The sequence below is a fragment of the Buttiauxella izardii genome (assembly GCF_003601925.1).
In the GTDB taxonomy this organism is placed as follows: Bacteria; Pseudomonadota; Gammaproteobacteria; order Enterobacterales; family Enterobacteriaceae; genus Buttiauxella; species Buttiauxella izardii.
In genome coordinates, this window is record NZ_QZWH01000056.1 from 1 (window position 1) to 20,014 (window position 20,014).

The 20,014-nt window shown below is 48.7% G+C and carries 25 protein-coding genes; 9 read left to right on the plus strand and 16 right to left on the minus strand.

Annotation, left to right across the window (positions count from 1 at the left end; all coding sequences use genetic code 11):
- Positions 1-363 precede the first annotated feature (363 nt).
- Complete coding sequence (locus D6029_RS19940; protein ID WP_120066435.1) at positions 364-792, minus strand: carboxymuconolactone decarboxylase family protein; 429 nt, start codon at positions 790-792, stop codon at positions 364-366.
- A gap of 131 nt (positions 793-923) precedes the next feature.
- On the opposite strand from D6029_RS19940, the gene pdxR reads away from it, so the two are divergent.
- Positions 924-2,255 carry a MocR-like pyridoxine biosynthesis transcription factor PdxR gene (gene pdxR / locus D6029_RS19945; RefSeq protein ID WP_120066497.1) on the plus strand — a complete coding sequence of 444 codons (1,332 nt, stop codon included), beginning with the start codon at positions 924-926 and terminating at the stop codon, positions 2,253-2,255.
- A 69-nt stretch (positions 2,256-2,324) separates the two neighbouring features.
- On the opposite strand, the gene D6029_RS19950 is transcribed toward pdxR, so the two are convergent.
- A complete protein-coding gene (locus D6029_RS19950; RefSeq protein WP_120066436.1) occupies positions 2,325-2,651 on the minus strand; it encodes an ElaB/YgaM/YqjD family protein in 327 nt (108 codons plus the stop codon).
- Positions 2,652-2,811: 160 nt separating this feature from the next.
- Here D6029_RS19950 and D6029_RS19955 point away from each other — a divergent pair, with 160 nt between their 5' ends.
- Positions 2,812-3,153: a DUF2002 family protein gene (locus D6029_RS19955; protein ID WP_120066437.1), complete on the plus strand. Its 342-nt coding sequence runs from the start codon at positions 2,812-2,814 to the stop codon at positions 3,151-3,153.
- 48 nt (positions 3,154-3,201) lie between these two features.
- On the opposite strand, the gene alaE is transcribed toward D6029_RS19955, so the two are convergent.
- The 5 genes from alaE to cfa all read right to left on the minus strand — a co-directional run bounded on the left by alaE (position 3,202) and on the right by cfa (position 7,293).
- On the minus strand, positions 3,202-3,657 hold the full coding sequence (alaE, locus tag D6029_RS19960; RefSeq protein WP_120066438.1) for an L-alanine exporter AlaE: 456 nt from the start codon (positions 3,655-3,657) through the stop codon (positions 3,202-3,204).
- A gap of 367 nt (positions 3,658-4,024) precedes the next feature.
- Positions 4,025-4,204 (minus strand): YodC family protein, encoded by a 180-nt coding sequence (locus tag D6029_RS19965; protein WP_120066498.1) that lies wholly within the window; start codon positions 4,202-4,204, stop codon positions 4,025-4,027.
- A gap of 72 nt (positions 4,205-4,276) precedes the next feature.
- The gene (locus D6029_RS19970; protein ID WP_120066439.1) at positions 4,277-4,801 is read right to left on the minus strand and encodes a rhodanese family protein; all 525 of its coding nucleotides are present in this window, start codon (positions 4,799-4,801) and stop codon (positions 4,277-4,279) included.
- A gap of 145 nt (positions 4,802-4,946) precedes the next feature.
- The gene (gene metK / locus D6029_RS19975; RefSeq protein WP_120066440.1) at positions 4,947-6,092 is read right to left on the minus strand and encodes a methionine adenosyltransferase; all 1,146 of its coding nucleotides are present in this window, start codon (positions 6,090-6,092) and stop codon (positions 4,947-4,949) included.
- Positions 6,093-6,144: 52 nt separating this feature from the next.
- The gene (cfa, locus tag D6029_RS19980; RefSeq protein WP_120066441.1) at positions 6,145-7,293 is read right to left on the minus strand and encodes a cyclopropane fatty acyl phospholipid synthase; all 1,149 of its coding nucleotides are present in this window, start codon (positions 7,291-7,293) and stop codon (positions 6,145-6,147) included.
- Positions 7,294-7,540: 247 nt separating this feature from the next.
- Between cfa and D6029_RS19985 the strand changes: the two genes are divergently transcribed.
- Complete coding sequence (locus tag D6029_RS19985; RefSeq protein ID WP_167456038.1) at positions 7,541-8,377, plus strand: helix-turn-helix transcriptional regulator; 837 nt, start codon at positions 7,541-7,543, stop codon at positions 8,375-8,377.
- 34 nt (positions 8,378-8,411) lie between these two features.
- Here D6029_RS19985 and D6029_RS19990 read toward each other — a convergent pair whose 3' ends face one another.
- The 3 genes from D6029_RS19990 to D6029_RS20000 all read right to left on the minus strand — a co-directional run bounded on the left by D6029_RS19990 (position 8,412) and on the right by D6029_RS20000 (position 9,903).
- Positions 8,412-9,272, minus strand: coding sequence for a PA4780 family RIO1-like protein kinase (locus tag D6029_RS19990; RefSeq protein ID WP_120066443.1), 861 nt, complete (start codon positions 9,270-9,272; stop codon positions 8,412-8,414).
- Positions 9,273-9,457: 185 nt separating this feature from the next.
- Complete coding sequence (locus tag D6029_RS19995) at positions 9,458-9,766, minus strand: helix-turn-helix domain-containing protein (RefSeq protein ID WP_120066444.1); 309 nt, start codon at positions 9,764-9,766, stop codon at positions 9,458-9,460.
- A 65-nt stretch (positions 9,767-9,831) separates the two neighbouring features.
- A complete protein-coding gene (locus D6029_RS20000; RefSeq protein ID WP_120066499.1) occupies positions 9,832-9,903 on the minus strand; it encodes an ash family protein in 72 nt (23 codons plus the stop codon).
- A gap of 397 nt (positions 9,904-10,300) precedes the next feature.
- Between D6029_RS20000 and uraH the strand changes: the two genes are divergently transcribed.
- The 4 genes from uraH to D6029_RS20025 all read left to right on the plus strand — a co-directional run bounded on the left by uraH (position 10,301) and on the right by D6029_RS20025 (position 15,484).
- Positions 10,301-10,702 (plus strand): hydroxyisourate hydrolase, encoded by a 402-nt coding sequence (gene uraH / locus D6029_RS20005; RefSeq protein ID WP_120066445.1) that lies wholly within the window; start codon positions 10,301-10,303, stop codon positions 10,700-10,702.
- Positions 10,703-10,996: 294 nt separating this feature from the next.
- Positions 10,997-11,467: a hypothetical protein gene (locus D6029_RS20010; protein WP_244212434.1), complete on the plus strand. Its 471-nt coding sequence runs from the start codon at positions 10,997-10,999 to the stop codon at positions 11,465-11,467.
- A gap of 589 nt (positions 11,468-12,056) precedes the next feature.
- On the plus strand, positions 12,057-13,310 hold the full coding sequence (locus D6029_RS20020; protein ID WP_120066448.1) for an HlyD family secretion protein: 1,254 nt from the start codon (positions 12,057-12,059) through the stop codon (positions 13,308-13,310).
- A complete protein-coding gene (locus D6029_RS20025; RefSeq protein WP_120066449.1) occupies positions 13,310-15,484 on the plus strand; it encodes a peptidase domain-containing ABC transporter in 2,175 nt (724 codons plus the stop codon). Before D6029_RS20020 ends, D6029_RS20025 begins: the two co-directional genes overlap by 1 nt.
- A gap of 284 nt (positions 15,485-15,768) precedes the next feature.
- Here the strand turns inward: D6029_RS20025 and D6029_RS20030 are convergent, their stop codons facing one another.
- From D6029_RS20030 to D6029_RS22715, 6 genes are all read right to left on the minus strand, one after another.
- Positions 15,769-16,089, minus strand: a complete 321-nt coding sequence (locus D6029_RS20030) for a TA system toxin CbtA family protein (RefSeq protein WP_120066450.1) — start codon at positions 16,087-16,089, stop codon at positions 15,769-15,771.
- A gap of 67 nt (positions 16,090-16,156) precedes the next feature.
- The gene (locus D6029_RS20035) at positions 16,157-16,495 is read right to left on the minus strand and encodes a type IV toxin-antitoxin system YeeU family antitoxin (protein WP_120066451.1); all 339 of its coding nucleotides are present in this window, start codon (positions 16,493-16,495) and stop codon (positions 16,157-16,159) included.
- 16 nt (positions 16,496-16,511) lie between these two features.
- Positions 16,512-16,733 carry a DUF987 domain-containing protein gene (locus D6029_RS20040; RefSeq protein WP_120066452.1) on the minus strand — a complete coding sequence of 74 codons (222 nt, stop codon included), beginning with the start codon at positions 16,731-16,733 and terminating at the stop codon, positions 16,512-16,514.
- A gap of 9 nt (positions 16,734-16,742) precedes the next feature.
- Positions 16,743-17,222 (minus strand): RadC family protein, encoded by a 480-nt coding sequence (gene radC / locus D6029_RS20045; RefSeq protein WP_120066453.1) that lies wholly within the window; start codon positions 17,220-17,222, stop codon positions 16,743-16,745.
- A gap of 11 nt (positions 17,223-17,233) precedes the next feature.
- Positions 17,234-17,698, minus strand: coding sequence for an antirestriction protein (locus D6029_RS20050; protein WP_120066454.1), 465 nt, complete (start codon positions 17,696-17,698; stop codon positions 17,234-17,236).
- 188 nt (positions 17,699-17,886) lie between these two features.
- Positions 17,887-18,009, minus strand: coding sequence for an autotransporter adhesin family protein (locus D6029_RS22715; RefSeq protein ID WP_220131779.1), 123 nt, complete (start codon positions 18,007-18,009; stop codon positions 17,887-17,889).
- Positions 18,010-18,565: 556 nt separating this feature from the next.
- Between D6029_RS22715 and D6029_RS20055 the strand changes: the two genes are divergently transcribed.
- A complete protein-coding gene (locus D6029_RS20055; protein ID WP_120066455.1) occupies positions 18,566-19,114 on the plus strand; it encodes a YbhB/YbcL family Raf kinase inhibitor-like protein in 549 nt (182 codons plus the stop codon).
- A gap of 30 nt (positions 19,115-19,144) precedes the next feature.
- A complete protein-coding gene (locus D6029_RS20060; protein WP_120066456.1) occupies positions 19,145-19,957 on the plus strand; it encodes a DoxX family protein in 813 nt (270 codons plus the stop codon).
- Positions 19,958-20,014 lie beyond the last annotated feature (57 nt).

The window sequence follows — 20,014 nt, forward strand, 5'->3', positions numbered from 1 at the left end:
AAGCCTTGCTGATTTTCCGTTCACCCGTGCGTTCAGTTATCTCTTTAATGCCCGAAAACGGTGAACGTGCCAGTGGGATAACGACATCCCCCTGGCGACCCCGTCGCCCGGTGATTAAATTGCCGCTGCGCGGTAAACCCCAGCTTATCCCCAACATCAGGGTCGTTCGCGACTCGTTCCAGACGATCGCTCTCTTTCGCTGCTCCCGGCAGCTCAACCCTGATTTATGGGGAACACTGGGGCAATTTATACCGGGAACAGTCTCACAACTCACAGAAATGTGACTAAGAGACAGCTCAGGAAGAGGGAGAAAACTGGTCAATTCCCTCTCCTGGGGGAGAGGGTTAGGGTGAGGGCGATAAACTACATACGCATACTGATCGCTAAACGGTTAAACGCATTCATCAGGCTCGCCGTAAACGTCAAATCGCTGATCTCTTGCGCGGTAAAGAATTGCAGCAGTGGCTGATAAACGTCATCTTCCGCGCCTTCGGTAATCAGTGTCACCGCTTCGGCCCAGGCCAGCGCTGCACGCTCTTTGTCGCTGAAGTGATTACTCACCTTCCAGCCGGCCAGCGCATCCAGTTTGGTCTGCTCAACGCCATCTTTGCGCAGCGCTTTAGAGTGCATTTCCAGGCAATAAGCGCAGCCGTTAATTTGCGAGACGCGCAGAAAAACCAGTTCAATCAGTGTTGAACCCAGCGAGCTGGATTCCAGACCTTTCAGTGCCTGAAGCATTGGCTTGAACACGGCTGGGGAAAGGTCGTAGTAAGGCTGTCGTAATTCAATCATGGTGTAATCCTCGTGTTGGTGTGAGGACAATTTAACACTATGATGGACTGCTCAAGAGAGCCATAAATTAACTAATAAAGCAGGCCATAATGGCAAGGTCGATTGAACCGATAGTAAGCGCTCACCACGCGATACCGCGTTACCAGCAAATCGCACGGCAATTAAAACAAGCGATTAGCGATGGCGAACTCGCCGCTGGCAGCCGCTTACCGTCGAGCCGCACTATGGCGCTGGAACTGGGCGTGGCACGGGCAACCGTCGAAAACGCCTATGGCGAACTGGTGTCACAAGGCTGGCTCGAAAGGCGCGGGCAGGCGGGAACATTCGTCAGCCCATCGGCTACCACTGGCGCGAATAACACGGCAACGCCTGCCAGCCAACCGCAAGGTGCGCCGCGCCCGTTTCAGATGGGGTTGCCCGCGCTGGACGCTTTCCCCCGCGCATTATGGTCGCGCATTATGGGGCGGCGATTGCGCCTGCAAACTCGTTTTGATTTGCTGCTGCCGGAAGCGAATGGTGAATCGACATTGCGTCAGGCTATTGCCGATTACTTACGTTTTTCGCGCAGTATCGACTGCCAGCCAGAACAGGTTTTTATCACCTCAGGATTTCAGGCGGCTATGCGTCTGGTGGCGCATACGCTGGCAAAACCGGGCGATGGCATCTGGCTGGAAGATCCCGGCTATCGTTATGTACGTCCGGTTTTTGCCGAGGCAGGAATGGCGCTGCACCCGGTTCCGGTAGACGGGGAAGGAATGCAAATTGAGTATGGTATTCAGCATTTCCCGGATGCCCGTTTTGCTCTGCTCACGCCCGCGCATCAAAGTCCGCTGGGCGTTGCGTTGTCGCTAAATCGCCGCCACCAGTTGCTCGACTGGGCGGCGGCGAATCAAAGTTGGGTGATTGAAGATGATTACGACAGTGAGTTTCGCTACCACGGCAAACCGCTGCCGCCGATAAAAAGCCTCGATGGCCCGCAGCGTGTGATTTACTCCGGCACATTCAGCAAATCGCTTTTCCCGGCGCTGCGGGTGGCGTGGCTGGTGGTGCCGCAGCAACAAGTGGAAGCCTTCTCGCAAAATACCCATTTCTTGCCGTGTACCGCGCCGCTACTGATACAGCAAACCATTGCCGATTTCCTTCGCGAAGGTCATTTCTGGCGGCATCTCAAAAAGATGCGTGCGTGTTACAGCGAACGGCGGTTGTGGCTCGAACATGCGCTGCAACAGCAGGGTTTTGATGTCGTGCCCCAGGCGGGCGGCATTCAGATGGTGATGCGGGTTAACGGTGACGATCGGGTTTTGGTTGAGAAAGCACGCAAAGCCGGGCTGGCGGTGCAGGCGTTAAGCGACTGGCGCATGGTTTCACAGGGGGAAGGGGGGATCCTGATGAGTTTTACTAATCTCACTTCTCAGGCAATGGCCCTGAAAGCCGCGAAACAGCTACGCGATGCGATTAGCTAAAGCTGAAAATAAAAACCCCGGAATAAATTCCGGGGTCAGACGCATATTTATTATCACTACACTTGTGGTCTAGCGACGGGACGCTAACAAAGCCCCGATGAAAATACCCACGGCGGCGCTAATACCCACGCTGTGCCACGGTTTGTCGCGAACATAAGTATCGGCACAACTTACCGCATCACAAGCGGCTTGTTTGACTCGGGTGCGACCGTGAAGGCGAGCTCGCGTCTCTTTCAACAGAGACTCCGCTTTTTTACGGGCGGCTTCCCCTTCTTCCTTAACATCGCTACCGAACGATTTAAGAACCTCTTCCAGTGTGTCGGCCAGTTGGTTCACGTCACGGTTAATATCATCAACGCCTTCGTCTACATCATTTCGATTTACGCGGTTAAACATTGGTTTCTCCCTTTTTGCGATGTACTACACAGTGTAGACCATAATTTTTAGTAATGAGTCAGGTCACGCTCTTTAACGGTCTTTATGGACTAATCTGAAAGCGTTGCTAATGCTGGTTATTGTAAGGTTGCGCTGCAATAGAAGCTGAAGAGGAAAAATTATGTATTTACGACCTGATGAGGTGGCCCGGGTTCTTGAAAAAGCCGGTTTTACCATGGATATCGTGACACCGAAAACCTATGGCTATCGCCGTGGGGAAAATTACGTCTATGTAAATCGCGAAGCGCGAATGGGGCGTACGGCGCTGATCATTCACCCAACATTAAAAGAAAGAAGCCAGAGCCTGGCCGACCCGGCGACAGACGTGAAAACCTGCGACCATTACCAGCAATTTCCACTTTACCTGGCTGGCGAAACTCATGAGCATTACGGCATTCCACACGGCTTCAGTTCACGTATTGCACTTGAACGTTATTTGTCTGGCTTGTTTGGCGAGCACTAATCAAAACAGGCGTTGTTGCGCGTTACGCCGCAACGCTAACCACTGCAATCAAACTCCCGCTTTGGCGTTCCGATAACCACTGATGCGGAATAAGCGGCGGCAATAATCGAGAAAATAGCCGTAAGCCGCACCCATCAACATTGAAACAACAATGTTCGAGCTGACCGCTGCAATTATCTGGTTCCCGTCTGCACCCACCGACCACAAAATCACGACGTAAACCGGCGATTGAAATGTGACGTAAGCCAGTACATCAGCGAGATTCTTCGCCCAGCTTGCGTTGCTATAACGTTTGGTGAAACGCATAAACGCATCGCGATAAAAACCGTACGGCCAGGCAATCAGGATGTTGACCGGAATAGCCACCAGGCGCGAAGAGAGTGACTGCTCGAAGCTCATGCCTGAGAGAAATATCTCAATCATCATGTTCACAACCGAGCAATACACTACCATCGCAAAAGTATCAGCGACGGCATGGCGCAAACGTGACTCAGGAGAAAACATTGTTCTGGCTCCGAACGGAAATTAGCTTTAAACACTGAGTTAACAGCTTAACGTCAGTGTGAATGGTTGGGTTGTTGATCGCGAGTAGGTTATATCGCTGGAAGTAAACAGGCAATTAGCGATAAATTTTTATTTAATCGCATTTGGTCGATAAAATGCGCTAAACGAGACATAACAGGCAGCGTTTCCTGATTTTGTCGCTCTGGTTATGTTTTTTCGTTTAAATTCAGAGAGTTGATTTTCTTGAAAGAAAGATGAGATTTGAAGCGGCTGGAATAGGTTTTGTAGGTCGTACAGCAGCGTCATCCGACAACATGCACACCGTTATTACAGGCGGGAAACCTTAACCCGCCTGAATAAGTCATTATTAGCAAACGCCGAAATCACCGTCTTCTTTATACAATGCGACGTCTTCAGCTTTTAGTGTGACCGTCTCACCGGTCAAAATACTTCTGGGCGTGCAGAACAACAATTCTCCCTGAACATCCAGAACTTCATATTTTGGGCCACCTTTTTTCGGTTGCACCAAATCGCCTACTTTGAACACACCTGAATTAGACATAGCCAACCTCATTTTGATGAACAGATATACCGTTAACCATAGTCCAAAGCGGGGTAATTAACGCTGATTCCAGGGCATTTTTTCCAGTAAGCGCGCCATGCCGCAAAAGCCGCTGATGCCTGCAAACAGTAATCCGGCACCCACAAAACCAGAGAGTAAAAAGAACCCCTGGTGAACGCTAAAACCGAGCGCGACGCCCGCCAGTACCAGCGTTCCCGCCGCGATTTGCACCTGGCGCATTAACGGCAGCGGCTGTGATTTATCAGAAAGTATTTCCTGCCCATCTTTCTTCCAGGCCTCCAGACCACCCGCCAGAATCAATACTTTCGCCGGAGCCACGGCATCCGCCAGTTTTTGTGCATTTTGCGTGGTGCGCATGCCGGACTGGCAATGGAAAATCACCGTATCGAACGGATCAAATGGGCCAAGACGGTCGCCATTTTCGATGGCGGAAAGCGAGAGTAAATGCGCCTCCGGGATGTTCTCACGGGCATATTCATCACGCTCGCGGATATCAATCAGCGCCGCACCTTGTGCGACCAGAATCTTGGCTTGCGCCGGGGAAATACTCTCGATAGTCATGCAGCTGCTCCTTGCGGGATTTTAATAGCTTTAAGCGTGCAGATAATCGCCCTAAATTGGCCGGGCTGCAAATGATGTGGCGAGGATGACCGCCAGCGACTGCGTTAGCCGCTGGCGTGTGTGGAGGGGAAAGTGAGGAGGAGAATTAGAGGAAACAGCGTAAAAGATCTGCTTTATCCGTCTGTTCCCAGCTAAAGATATCGCGCCCGAAGTGCCCGTAGGCTGCGGTTTGCTGGTAAATCGGATGCAGAAGATTCAGCGAGCGGATTAATCCGTGTGGGCGCAGGTCAAAGAACTCGCGGATTAACATAATCAGCTTTTCATTTTCCAGTTTCCCGGTGCCAAAGGTTTCCACCATGATGGATGTCGGTTCTGCGACGCCAATCGCATACGAAATCTGTATTTCACAGCGGTCTGCCAACCCGGCGGCAACAATGTTTTTTGCGACATAACGCGCAACATAAGCCGCTGAACGGTCGACTTTCGACGGATCTTTACCTGAAAATGCGCCGCCACCGTGACGCGCCATGCCGCCGTAGGTATCGACAATAATTTTGCGGCCAGTCAGCCCGCAGTCGCCCATCGGCCCGCCAATAACAAATCGGCCGGTCGGATTAATAAAATACTTGGTCTGTGGAGTGAGCCACTCTTCTGGCAAAACGGGTTTAATAATCTCTTCCATCACCCCTTCACGCAGCGTTTGTTGCGAGACGGCTTCACTATGCTGAGTGGAAATGACCACGGTATCGATGCCGATGATTTTGCCGTTGTCATAGGCAAAAGTGACCTGGCTTTTTGCATCGGGCCGTAACCAGGGCAACAAACCGCTTTTGCGAACCAGCGCCTGGCGTGCCATTAAGCGGTGAGCGAAGGTGATAGGGGCGGGCATCAGCGCATCGGTTTCGTTAGATGCGTAACCAAACATCAGGCCTTGATCGCCTGCGCCCTGATTCGCTTCTTCTTCGCGGTCAACGCCCTGATTGATATCAGGAGACTGTTTCCCAATCGCGCTCAAAACCGCGCAAGTCTTGGCATCGAAACCCATATCGGAACCGTTATAGCCAATATCACTAATGGTACGGCGCACAATCTCTTCGATATCAACCCAGGTGTTGGTGGTAATTTCCCCGCCAACTAATACCATGCCGGTTTTTACCAGCGTTTCGCAGGCGACTCGCGCTTTAGGATCTTGCCCGATAATGGCATCGAGAATAGCATCAGAAATTTGGTCGGCTATTTTATCTGGATGACCTTCAGAAACGGATTCTGAAGTGAATAATGTTTGTGACATGGGAACACCTTAAATTAACAGCTTAAATATTCAGACGTAATAACAGAGGGTATTAACGATAAACGTACATGCCGCCATCCATTCCCCGACTAAATAAAACTTGCCAGAGTTGAATATCACGAGATCGGAAAGCACCGGCGCATGACATCAGATAATAATTAAACATACGTTTAAACGACTCAGAATAATTGTCCTGAATTTCAGGCCAGAAGCTATTAAAACGCTTATGCCACTCCATCAAGGTGAGGTCATAATCTGCGCCGAAATTATGCCAGTCTTCCATCACAAAATAAGGTTCGGAAGCTGTGGCGATTTGTTTTACCGAAGGCAGACAGCCATTCGGGAAAATGTATTTATTAATCCACGGGTCAACATTAACGTCGGACTTATTCGCACCGATGGTGTGCAACAGGAACATCCCGCCAGGTTTCAGGCAACGGTCGACGACTTTGAAGTAAGTGTCATAGTTTTTTGGGCCAACATGTTCAAACATGCCGACAGAAACAATGCGGTCAAATTGGGTATCTAAATCGCGATAATCCATCAGCTTGATGGAGACATCCAGCCAGGTACAGCGCTCCTGGGCCATTTTTTGCTGCTCTTCGGAAATGGTCACGCCAGTGACATGAACACCGTAATTATCGGCGGCGTATTCCGCAAGACCACCCCAGCCACAACCGATATCCAGCAAAGTCATACCCGGCTGAAGTTGCAGCTTTTCACATAACATTTTCAATTTAGCTTCTTGAGCCTGACGCAATCCTGTCACTTCTTTCCAGTAGCCGCAGGAATATTGCATGTAAGGGTCGAGCATTTTTGAGAACAGGTCATTACCAATATCGTAATGTTCTTTACCGACAATCCATGCGCGTTTGCGGGACTGTAAATTAAACAGGCGAGCCCCAGCAATACGAGCTAAATCTTTAAAGTTTTTTGGGGCTTTTTCATCAAGTTTGGCACGCAGAACTTTATCGAATAAAACATCTAACGCCGCGCAATCCCACCAGCCTTCCATATAGGATTCACCCAGGCCAATGGAACCTTCTTGAAGAATACGTTTATAAAAATCAGGATTATGTACCTGGATATCCCAGCGGCGAGTGCCGTTAAAACGAATATCAGCCTGACTAACAAGTTCTTCAGCAATCCGATACCAATTATAATTTCTTGCCATCGGTACACTTTCAACTTCAACGCTCATATCCAGCCCTCAAAAGCTTAAGTCAGTTTTCTTTTATGTAATAAGAAGTGGTGCATCGTATTAACTCAAATTAATAAGATGTGGGGTATTAAATATTAACGTAGGTGTTAAATACTCAGGGTTTAACACTTCTTATTAGAACCAATATCCATTGGCCGTGTGAATAAATTATCGCAGTTTATTCAGATTGTGTATTATGACTGGACGCCAAATTGTATCGATCAAGCGTCAAATTAAGGGGGCGGAAATGGCCAGAACAAGAAAATTACTGTACGCGTTCCGCTCAGAGAGCGATGTTGAAGGGGCAAAACTTGCCCGTCCTGTCTTCTTTCGATCCTTTATGATGGCGGAGGATGTGCAGTCTGAGGTTCATGCTCATCCATTCATCCAGTTTCACTATGCGCGGGAAGGGGCTTTATACGTCACGGTGGAAAACACCTCGTATATCATGCCGGCCTGTTACGGGTTATGGATACCTGCGCACGTGCCTCACCATGTGCATACGGCCAGTGAAGTTTTTCTGGAAAGCGTAGATATCGACCCCGATTTTTATGCCGCGTCAGGCGGCACGCCAGAATTAAAGCTGGTGGCTGTAACGGATTTTGCACGTAGCTTTATCCATCATGCGACTCAGACAATCCCGGAATTTTATGATGAGGATGGTAAAGAAGGGCGCCTGGTGACGTCGCTGTTGGACGTTTTAAACGACCTTCCCGAAGCAAGATTTGGCATGACCTGGCCGACCGCGCCTGCGTTACAGGACATGTGCCAAACCATCAGTGAATCACCCGATCAGCCGCATTTAATGGAAGAGTGGGCGGAGCGCGTGGGCATGTCGCCGCGCACGTTTTCCCGTCATTTTATTAAAGAAACCGGCACCACATTTGGGAACTGGAAACAACGAAACCGTTTACTGCAATCCATCATGTTATTGCGCCAGTCTAAGAGCGTGACTGAAATTGCATTGATGCTGGGTTACAGCAGCACTTCGGCGTATACCTACGCGTTTCGTCAGTTGTTCGGTGTTTCACCGACAAAATTTGAAGCCGCACCATTGCCGCCAAGTGCTGTATTACATGAATAAATCCTTGCCGCGCTAATAAACCCAGTAGCGTGTTTTATTCGTATTCTTGATCACGTTCTTTGGCAGCTCGCTGACGGTCGTAATATTCGTCTTCTGCGGTGATGATTTCATCCATCAGAGAATCCATATCCACGTCATGCTCTTCTTCGACGAAGAGGCCGGTTAACACGGTTTCCGGCGTGAGTTTGCCGTCTTCATACAACGCCCAAATCTCTTTCGCATAGCGCGTCTTCAACAGTTGCGGGGCGAACTGGCCGTAGTATTCGGTGATGTTATTCACATCGCGTTCAAACATGGATTCAGCGTGGTTGTTGGCGGCGGCGTCGACAGCTTGCGGCAGGTCGATAATGACCGGCCCTTGCGCATCGAGCAGCACGTTAAACTCCGACAAGTCGCCATGCACAAGGCCTGCACACAACATGCGCACGATATTGCGAATCATGGTGTTGAAATCAGCAATGGCACTTTCTTCGTCCAACGTGACATCACTAAGACGCGGGGCCACCGCGCCGTCAGCATCAGTGACCAGCTCCATCAACAACACGCCGTCAATGCACATATAGGGCTGCGGCACGCGTACCCCGGCGTTTGCCAGGCGGAACAACGCCTCGACTTCCGCCGTTTGCCAGGTTTCTTCCTGTTGCTTGCGGCCGAACTTTGAGCCTTTCTGCATGGCGCGGGCGTTACGCGTATTACGGACTTTACGCCCTTCCTGATACTGCACCGCCTGCTTAAAGCTACGCTGCGACGCCTCTTTATACACTTTGGCGCATTGGATTTTTCCACCGCACAAAACAGTGTAAACGTCGGCTTCTTTGCCGCTTTTCAGGCGCTGGAGAACATCGTCTACCAGGCCGTCATCAACCAGCGGTTGGATTCGATTTGGGATTTTCATGCCGCTTTATACCTTATTTCGGGCACTTTTCGTATCAATAACAGCGAGATTTAGAGGGGAAAAAGAGAGCTAATGGGGACGAAACAAAGAGGGATTGCGTAACTGCATGTTTTTAATTGGTTGTGATTAAACGTGATAAGTAGCGCCACCGAGGCAGTCAATACCGCTGATGGCGCTAATGTCTATCAGTATGACAAGTGAGCGCCTGGTTTCCATCTACTCGCGCGCATCAGTCTGACGACAGGCTCGCGTGTCTGCGGATCAAAATAGCGGCTCGGCCAGATTTCTTCGGCGGGTACGCCAATCGCTTTGCTTATCAGCATTTCACCTTTCGCCCATGGGCGTGACAGTGCATTGGCGAGCGTTGAGGAACTTAACCCAGCGGCGCGGGATTCGGCTGCCAGTGTCGTGCCTTTTTTACGCAGTGCGGCGATGATGTCGGCTGGATGCCAGTCTTGATAAGGCAGGAAAGTAGGGCTGTGTGAAAGTGTCATTTTCGCATTCTCCGTTGCTAGCGATAATTGTTACCACCGGAGGTGCAAATCTCTTGGGTGGTAGCTCAGACGGAGTTTGCACTACCGGTCACAACGGATGCCGGCCAGTCCGAAGACTGCCCCGCCTGAGCCACCATAGAATAATTGCCTTATTACACGGAAGTGTAACAGACAACAGGTGTGCGCAAGTCTCGACATATAAACTAAGTTTATAAATCGACGTTGTGATATCCGGGGTGCAAATCCCGGCTGCGGATGTGGCCGCAGCGGCGCTGACTATAACGTAAATCGAAGATGTTAACCAACCTGCTAATAGACGGAGTGCGAGTTGTTTTCCAAAGAATTTTTATCAGTTGCAGGAGTTGCAAAGAAGTCGCCCTCTGATCCTAACCCTTGATGATTTTCTTGCACCAAATCTATCGCGGATCAACGCCAGTCACAGTCTGCAAGCCGCAGACATATAACAAAAAGTTTAATTTTATTATGTGGATAGGTTCATATAATCAGTTAACAAATTCATAACAGGTTAACTTGATGAAAATATTAGCGGCTTCTATTCTCTCCTTGATCAGCTTCAGCGTACTTGCAGCACCCGAAGGAACGCTGAGTGTTCATATTCTCAACCAGCAGACGGGGCTGCCTTCGCAGGGCGTGGTCGTCGAGTTGGACAAACAAGAGAGTTCTTCGTGGAAGCATCTTGCGACGTCGAAAACGGATACCGGCGGCAGAATCAAATCACTTTTCCCGGACTCCAGTGATATGGAACCTGGCATCTATAAAGTGACCTTTAAAGTGGGGGATTATTTCAAAGCCACTAATCAGGAAACATTCTTCCCGTCAGTTCCTGTCATTTTTAACGTCACTAAGACGAATCAAAAGCTGCATATTCCCTTGCTGTTGAGCCAATACGGTTACTCCACTTACCGGGGGAGTTAAGTTCAACTACGCTAATTGAGCCTGAGTTTATTCATAGCCACTGGCATTTACTGGTGGCTTTTTTTATAGGAGGGAATTTATTCCGAACACAATCTTAATTAGGAATCTGTCATGGTTATAATTGAATGTCGTGATCCGATGCACATTTTAAAGATATTTACCCTGAAAGAAAAACTCACTGTTGAGATTGTTCCCGCTTCGAAAAAATCAATAAATAAGATATTTCATTTGAAAATCTGTGATGCTTATTCATTTAATTATTAATAATGCAAAGTTACACAGGCTTTACATTTAGTGTGTAAAAAAACACAAAAAATATACTTTCCCTTACATTTTTTGCGTGTGATATTCAGATGGTGTTTTTTACACAAATTAATTGAGAGGGATTTTATGTCTGGTATCAGAGAATTAAGTTTTGACGAGGTTGCGTTAGTTAATGGTGGCAGCAGAAATGGTCAAGATGCGGGTGAACGCAGCAACTATGGTAAAAGCTGCGCATCCCGAGTAACTCATGATGCTATGCGAGGAGGAATCGCAGGTGGATACGCAGGGGCAATTGTTGGCGGAATAAATGGCATCGTAGGTGGGCCGGAAGGTGTTGTTGCTGGTGCTTTTACTGGTTTTGCACGAGGGGCAATACGCGGTGCTATAGTAGATGGCTACCGCTCATACAACCAGAACTGTGGCGGAAATGGGAACGGAAATGGAAACGCCGCTGGGAGCGCTCATTGTTCCGGCGGTGTAGGCGGAACTTGCTCACGCTGACAAAAGCGATTGATACAACGACTCCATACAACTCGTTTTTTTAACCTTATCGGCATCTGGCTTCATAATGCCGATAGAACTTCAGGGTGCCACGCTGAGGCCCTCCAAACACCAACGAATGCATTTAATTAAGGCAGTATCTTTATGACTAAACTAATATCTTTTCAACGTAAAAATAAAATTGAGAAACCTGTCAGACTCATAGTTATGGAACTTATAGCTATATTACTTTGCATCCCATTAGGTTATATCTGTTCAAAATTTGATTTTCTAAATAATCACACGACAGAAATAATTTTATTTATTGTCCCGTTATCAATGCTCTCCGTTGGCTATCTTCATATATATTTAACAAAAAAAAATAAATAAGTTAGTGAACCCGGTGGCGAGCTTTCGAGTGGGGAAAATGACAACCAACGATGTAAATTGGCTAATTAAAATGACAGCTTAACCGCGTTTTTGGTTCCTTTACTCCCCAATACACATCAATACTTGGGTGACCGGAAGGATTCCTTAACTTTTGGCAATAACTGCATTCAACAATGAACGCTTTTGTTCTTACTTCTAATTTCCTTCTATAAAAATAAAAATGACCTTATTCAGAAAGGAAGCTGTAGACCATCAAAACGATACAGGATATGGCGATATAATTATCCCTGCATCGTTTGGTCTTTCGTTCAGCGCAACAGCAACGATCGGGCTGATTGCTTTAATTTTTACTTTTCTTTATTGCGGCCAACATACCCGTAAAGCCCACCTGTCCGGCATTGTAATGCCCTCAACCGGGCTGATAAAAATAACACCTCAATATCCCGGGTACATCACGGACTTAACGGTTTCGGAAGGTCAGCACGTGGCTGCCGGCGCCCCTCTTTATCACATCAGTGGTGAACGCTATAACGCGCAGGGAACCGGTACGCTGGCAGCCATGAGCCTGTCACTGAAAACACAGTATTCGATGCTGACTTCACAGCAGACACTGGAGCTGCGTGATAACAGCCAGCAACAGCAGGCCACCCGGCAGCGCATTTCCTCCCTGCAGCCACAGATAAAAAGTGCTGAAGAACGTCTCACTCAGGCAGAGCATCAGGCACAGCTATCCGCCTCAGTTATGAGTCGCTATCAGAAACTCGTCGCCACCCATTACGTTTCAGATATCGAGTATCAGCAGAAGCAAATCGAGGTCTCCGCCGCACAGGAAAACGTCGAAAATCAGCGTCAGCAGCTTCTGCAGCTGCACACCACGCTGGATACGGCCGAAGACGACCTGAACCATCTCATCACGCAGGGTAAAAGCCGACAGGCAGAGCTCGACAGGCAGTTGCAGGGGATCCGACAGCAGCAGGTTGAACTGGCGGGGCAGGAAAACTTCACGCTGACCTCACCGGTATCCGGCACCGTGGCCGCCATACTCGTCAGACAGGGGCAGTCAGCCAAAGCGGCAGAGCCGGTCATGACTCTGGTACCGGATAATGCCCGCCTGCAGATAGAACTCTACACAACCAGCCAGCATGCTGGCTTTATCCAGCCGGGGCAGCGCGTGGCCCTCCGGTTTGCGGCTTTCCCTTACCAGAAGTTCGGTGTTCAGTATGGAACTATCCGTGAAATCAGCCGGACGACGCTGACCGCCTCCGATTTACTCTCCGTATCCCCTGTAACCTGGAAGGAAAACGAAGGCCATTATCGTGTGATTGTGGTGCCTGAACATACGTTTATCCTGGCTTACGGGCGAAACGAACCGCTGAGACCCGGCATGACCCTTGAAGGGGATGTCAGCCTTGATACCCGCCACCTGTGGGAATGGCTGACCGAGCCACTCTGGAGCCTTAAAGGAAAACTGTAATGGATGTTCTGAAATGGACGGGAAGAAAGCATCTTCCGGTGATACGTCAGACGGAATCGGCCGAGTGTGGTTTAGCCTGTCTGGCGATGCTGGCCTGCTGGCAAGGTCTGCAAACCGATTTACCCACACTACGTGAACGTTTCAGCATTAGTACGCAGGGAATGACCCTTCAGCATCTCATAGAGTGTGCTTCCGGTATTCGCCTGTCTTCCCGCGCTGTCAGGCTTGAGCCGGACGATCTGAAATCCCTGACGCTGCCCTGCATTCTCCACTGGAACATGAACCATTTTGTCGTGCTTAGCCAGGTTCGGGGAAACAGGCTGGTGATACACGATCCGGACCGGGGAAAACTCACACTTTCCCTCCGAGAAGTAGGTAAACACTTTACCGGGATCGCCGTGGAGATGAGGCCAGCTGGAGATTTTTTGCCACGTAATGAAAAGAAAAAAATCCGCCTCCGCCAGCTCACCGGGAAAACCCCCGGTTTATTTCCGGCAATGTTACGGATCATCGTTTTCGCCCTGGCGCTGGAAATATTAGCGCTTGGCAGCCCTTTACTTAACCAGATGGTGATTGATGAAGTGCTGGTTGCGGCCGACCAGAGTCTGCTGACCATTATCATTATCGCTCTGCTGCTGTTGTCCCTGACACAGATGCTGTTATCACTGGCCCGCCAGTGGGCCAGTATCACCTTATCCGTCAATTTTAATATGCAGTGGACCGCCCGGGTTTTTCATCATCTGATACGCCTTCCCCTGACCTGGTTCGATGCCAGAAGCAAAGGGAGTATCAGCGCCCGCTTTGACGCCGTAGATACCATACAGCAGGCTTTAACCACACAGATTCTCGAGGGGATTTTGGATGTGCTTCTTGTCGTGACATCCCTCGGCATGATGTTGCTGTACAGCCCGGAAATGACGCTGATAGCCGTTGTGGTATCTGTTATCTATGCCCTGCTGAGAGCGCTCTGGTATCCGTCTCTGCGACAGTCCGCAGAAGATACCTGGGATGCCGGTGCCCGGGAGTCCGGCCATTTTCTGGAAACCCTGAACGGGATCCTGAGCCTGAGGATCAACGGTGTGATTGCCCAGCGTGAAGCCGCCTGGCTTAACCTCAATGTCACACGCCGGAACACGCAACTACGTCAGAACAGACTGACCATGTGCTATGACATTGCACATACGCTGACAGCCAGTCTGGTATCCGCCATTATTCTGTGGAAAGGGGCCGGTGAAGTCCTTAACGGGACATTTACAGTCGGCATGCTCGTTGCTTATTTGTCCTATCAGGGGCATTTTTCTGCCAGCATCAGCAGCCTGACAGACAAATTTTTTTCGTGGCGCATGCTGGATATCTATAATGAACGGCTGGCCGATATTGTGATGAGCCCTGCGGAAGGGCATCAGCCACATGACGAGTCGCTTGATAACAACTTGCAAGACATAACACCGAAAGTTCAGAGGGTTGTCTCAGATGAGACACTTCCCCCGTTGTCGCTGGAACACATTATTTTCAGCCATAAAGGCAGTAATACTCAGATTATCAGTGATATATCTCTGACTCTGAATCCGGGTGAGGTCGTGGCCATCACGGGGAAGTCCGGTTGTGGGAAATCGACACTGATCAAACTTATCCTGGGTATTCATACCCCTGACGAAGGTGTGATCCGGACTTTCGGTATTCCTCACAACCATCCGGATTATTTTCAGGTTCGCCAAAGGATCGGAACGGTACTGCAGGATGATCACCTCTTCCGGGGCTCTGTCGCGGACAACATCATTTTCTTCAGTGAAGAGCGCTGTCAGGAACGCATGATGCAGTGTGCCAGGCTTGCACTAATTGACAGCGATATTATGGCTATGCCAATGGGTTATCAGACATTAATTGGTGAAACCGGCGGTGGGCTTTCAGGAGGACAAAAGCAACGTATCCTGCTGGCCCGCGCATTGTATAAGAAACCGGGTTTTTTATTGCTGGATGAAGCCACCAGTCATCTGGATGTGGAAAGCGAAATCATCATCAGCCAGACACTGCGACAGTCCGGCATACCGGTGCTGCTCATTGCCCACCGGCCAGAAACACTGGCATCTGCCGATCGCATTCTCATTATGGATAAAGGCACTATTTTTCAGGAGATTGCAGGAAACCACCCATTCATTGTCAGAAAACAATGAATAGTATTTTAGGTTCGGCGGATTAGATTTCCTTTTATGGCAGGCACAAAAAAGCCCGCGTAACTTTCGTTAAGCGGGCTTTCGACTTCATCAAGTGGCTCTGGTAACCATTGACGGAGATTTTGGTGGGCTGGGGGAGTCTGAATTGGTTCTGTAATTTATTGAAATAGTTGATCTAGTTTCTAATTCAACTTTCCTTTGGTGCCTATATAGGTGCCTAAAAGTTTTTTCACCTCTTTTTGCTCAGAAAAGGAAGACTATATAGGAAGGAAGACTAGCACTATTTATGTGTGCATTAATCCGGTAGCTTTCCTGGCCCTGACAATATCGGTAGCGGTAAGAAAAGGTGTTTGTTCCTGCCAGGTGAATCCCTTACGGTCGGCGCGTACCAGTTCATAGCGTTCCACCAGGAAATTTACCGCATCAGCAAGCGTGATACCTGCCTCGATATGTTCCTCGATGGCAGCATCATCATGGAATGGCGTGTCGTTAAGTGTCAGACCGTAATGGTGTTCTAATAGGTACGTTAACAGTTGCTGCCAGACCTGCACGGGCGACAGGCGTGACGCAACCGGCACCGTGGCCGGTACAGTTGAGATTTGCATATGTTGAGTCTCTTAAATAAAGGAATGGAAGATTTGATGGCTTACAAAGCTGAGATGATGCTGAGGATCAGTCTTTGACCTGATTTGTGGGATAAATTGCGATATATAATATATACCCATGACTGCCCAGCGTATCGGCTTCACAGGTCAGTCCGCTACGGTACAGTGTGACACAGTGCGCGTACCTGGGATTCAGCTCACAGGAGAGCAGCATCAGCTCCAGATGTGCAACAAAATGCGGGAAGGCTTCATCCAGTTGTAGGGCCTGTACCTCACTGAACATACCGGTGAATCCTGCCCGGTCCGCCAGAAAATGCAGACGATGGCCTTCCTGTACCAGCCTTGCGCCAAAGCGTGGTGTGATATCCCGTCGAAGCCCCCATTCGGTGGCATCATTGTTGTGCATGGCTTTGCTCCTCTACTTAGTTCAGTGTGATGCTCATCAGACGGGTATAGGGTCCGTTACGATCCTGGCGTCGTTCAGCAAAAACCGCCAGTACACCGGTGATTTCCTGAACGTCTAGGCCGGTGTAATAGCGGGTGCTGCCGTGCCACTGATACTTCCCGGTGCAGTACCGAAAGATACGCGACTGGGGATGTTGTTGATGTATCACCATGGCTGTTGACTTGCTGATAATCTTCATGGTTGCGCCTTACAGTAAGCCATGCTCAGCGAAAGAGAATATCTGTCTACCGCCCACAATCAGGTGATCTGGTACCCGGATTTCCACCAGCCTCAGCGCCTGTACCAGTCGCTGGGTAATGGCCTTGTCTGCCTGACTTGGATTCACCTCCCCGGATGGGTGGTTATGGGCGAATATCACCGCTGCTGCGTTGAAGTACAGAGCGCGTTTCACCACCTCGCGAGGATGAACTTCAGTGTGACTGAGGGTGCCGGTAAAAAGCGTTTCGTGGGCAAGCAGCTGGTTCTGATTATTGAGGTACAGTACGACAAACTCTTCCCGCTCAAGGGTTCCCATCTTCAGCCTGAGCCAGTCGCGAGCCACCTGTGTGGAGGTGAAAGCCACCCCCGGCTCACGCAGATGGTACTCAAGCAGGCTCAGGGCGCGTTTAATGGTGCGCAGTGAGGTCAACGGCAGTTCCGGCGTAAAGAGAGCCTGTTGTTTCTCCATGGCAAAACTCCTTAATCAATGATGGCGAGAATGGCGCGGGATTCGGGATGGTTCAGGGCGTAGTCGCGCAGGTGGTAGAAATGCTGTGTCATGGCATCGCACTCTGTACGACAGGCGTGATGGCTGTACTCAATCAAACACACCGCAATGCCCGCAGCTTCCGCGCTCATTTCCGCACTATTGCCATTCATGTTGTTGAGCAGCCTCCATTTCTCGTCATCCACATCTTCGGGTGCCATAAATGCACCACCGTTGCTGAGTGTATGGAAATGCCAGATACCACCGTTGTAGTCTTCACAGAAGCGGTCCATCCAGCCAAAGATACGGGTCTCGATAAAAATCCACTGCGGGATACGCCCGAAGTGCAGCGGCCAGAAATCCAGGCGCTGTTCATCGGGTACCAGGTTGGCTGTAATGGCGTTAGCCATTTGTGAATGACTAACCGGTGAGTGGGCAGTTTCAGTTTGTGTGGTCATGGTTTTGCTCCAGATATAAAAAGTCAGCCGGTCAGGACTGATATGAAATGAATAATGAAAATACTGAGATAAAGCGGGTAAGGCTGATGACAAAAAGCGGTGTTGCGCCTGAATGCAAAAGGCCCCTGTTGCGTGAGCAACAGGGGCCTTGAGTAGTGATGCAATATCCCGTTTCCGGGGCTGATGAGTTATAAGAAGGCGACGTTCAGCGTTGCCTGACCGTTGTAGCCATAAGCACTGTTACCGCTGACCCATGCAGGTAATCCGGAAAGTACTTGTCGCAAAGGCTCTGATGGACCTTTATGTTCCATAACATCTCCTCAGATAAATAAAAAAGCCGGATCGCAAGGATCCGGCCAATAGTTGGGTATGTTCATGGATGTAATATCTATCTGAAAATATTTTAAATACGTAATCAGCTATAAATTCAATTTTTAAAAATTTCAGCTGTTATTTTAAATGATTCGGTCTAAAACGCAGCCGCGTCAGAACACGGACTTAAATATTCGGAATGGAAAAAGCAAATGCGTCAGTTGCAGGCACAACCAATGCCCAGAAAAAATAAGTGCGTGGCAAAGGAGCCTACAGCCTAATATATTATTATATGACATTTTTTAATTAAGTAGTTCATATCCCTTTTCAGAACTCTTTGGGTAAATACGTTACAACACTACCGCCTGTCAGTAGTTTTTACTTTTTTGGATTGTAACGAACCTGAAAAAACAAGATCTACACCCCATAATTCAAAATATATTATTCGTTTCAGGTGAATTATTTATTCAGTATTAATAGATAGCAGAACAAAGCCATCCAGTGTTATAAATATATTCCTCAATTGTATTTTAGTTGAATATTTATGGGGGACGAATGAGATTCAGTAAAAAAGTAATGATAGCAACGTTGATTCTGTGGGCTGGGGTATCATCAGCAACGGGATATGCTGCCAGAATGACGTTGAAAAGTTCGGTTTTGCATAATGGTGAAAATATCTCCGTTGATTTAATGGCAAATGATTTCGGATGTAAAGGGAACAATATCCAGCCTGAATTATCATGGCATTCGTCCCCTGAAGGGACACGCAGTTATGCCATCACTTTATACGATAAAGATGCTGATACAGGCAGTGGTTTCTGGCACTGGATGCTAATTGACATTCCCGCAGCACGCAATCATCTCTCACGAAATGAAATACCGGATGGTGCAACAATAAAAGCAAATGATACCGGCAAGCGCAGTTATCTTGGTCCTTGTCCTCCCGTGGGAAAAGTCCATTCTTATATTTATACACTACACGCTCTTGATGTTGAAAAACTCGATGTACCGGATAATTCAACAGCACCACTGACCGGGTATTTTATTAATCAACATACACTTGCCACATCCACTCTTACACTCAAAGTTATCAGAAATAAGTGACCTTTAGTATTTCTTAACAGGGGCAAATAAATGAAAGCTAAAATTTATTATTTAACCTTTATTACCGGTCTGATTTCTTTTATTGCATCGGTGACATACCTGAATCAGTACGACGGGACATGGTCCGCAATCGTGATGGTTTTGTTTTCATTCCTGATCCCATTGACAGCACTCTTATGGCGTAAAAACCGCCTGATAAGTTTTATGTTAACGTTGTTCTTTACGTTGATTGTCGTGCGAAATGCCGATCAGCATGACTGGTCGCGGGTGGGTTGGTTAACCGCCATCACATTCATTCCTCTGCTGCTCCAGGCCATCATTATCTTCAGGGAGGGGATACGTCAATATGGTCACCAGGAGGTCGCACTCTCCTTTTTAAGAATGTTTGTTGGATTTAATTTCCTGACGCATTGTACTGAAAAACTGTTTTTGTCGCATCATGATGCCGGTCTGGTTGGTTTCTTTCAGAATGTCGTGGGTATGCATACTTTCGGTACCGTGCTCAGTGAAAACGTTGCCGTTACAATGATTATTCTCGGTGGGCTCGCCGAACTCACAGCAGCAGTATCGATTGGTTTCGGTTTTCTGACCCGTGCTGGCGCTTTTATTGCAGCAATTTATCTTATTGCGGCCGAGTTAATGAGTGGACATTTTGGTATCGGTTACACATGGATGATGCCAGGAGGCGGATGGGAATTTCCCTTCTTTTATTTTATGGTCACTATTCCGTTTTTACTGCCTAATTCCGCAGGTAAATTGTCACTGGATTTCGAATGGAAAACGGCGTTCCAGCCCATCATTAATCTCTTCTCGGGCGTGGATGCCAGTTTAAAAGACCGCTAATTAAAGACAGTTTGCAACGGCGAGCCTGCTCGCCGTTTTTTTGTGCTCTCCCACAAC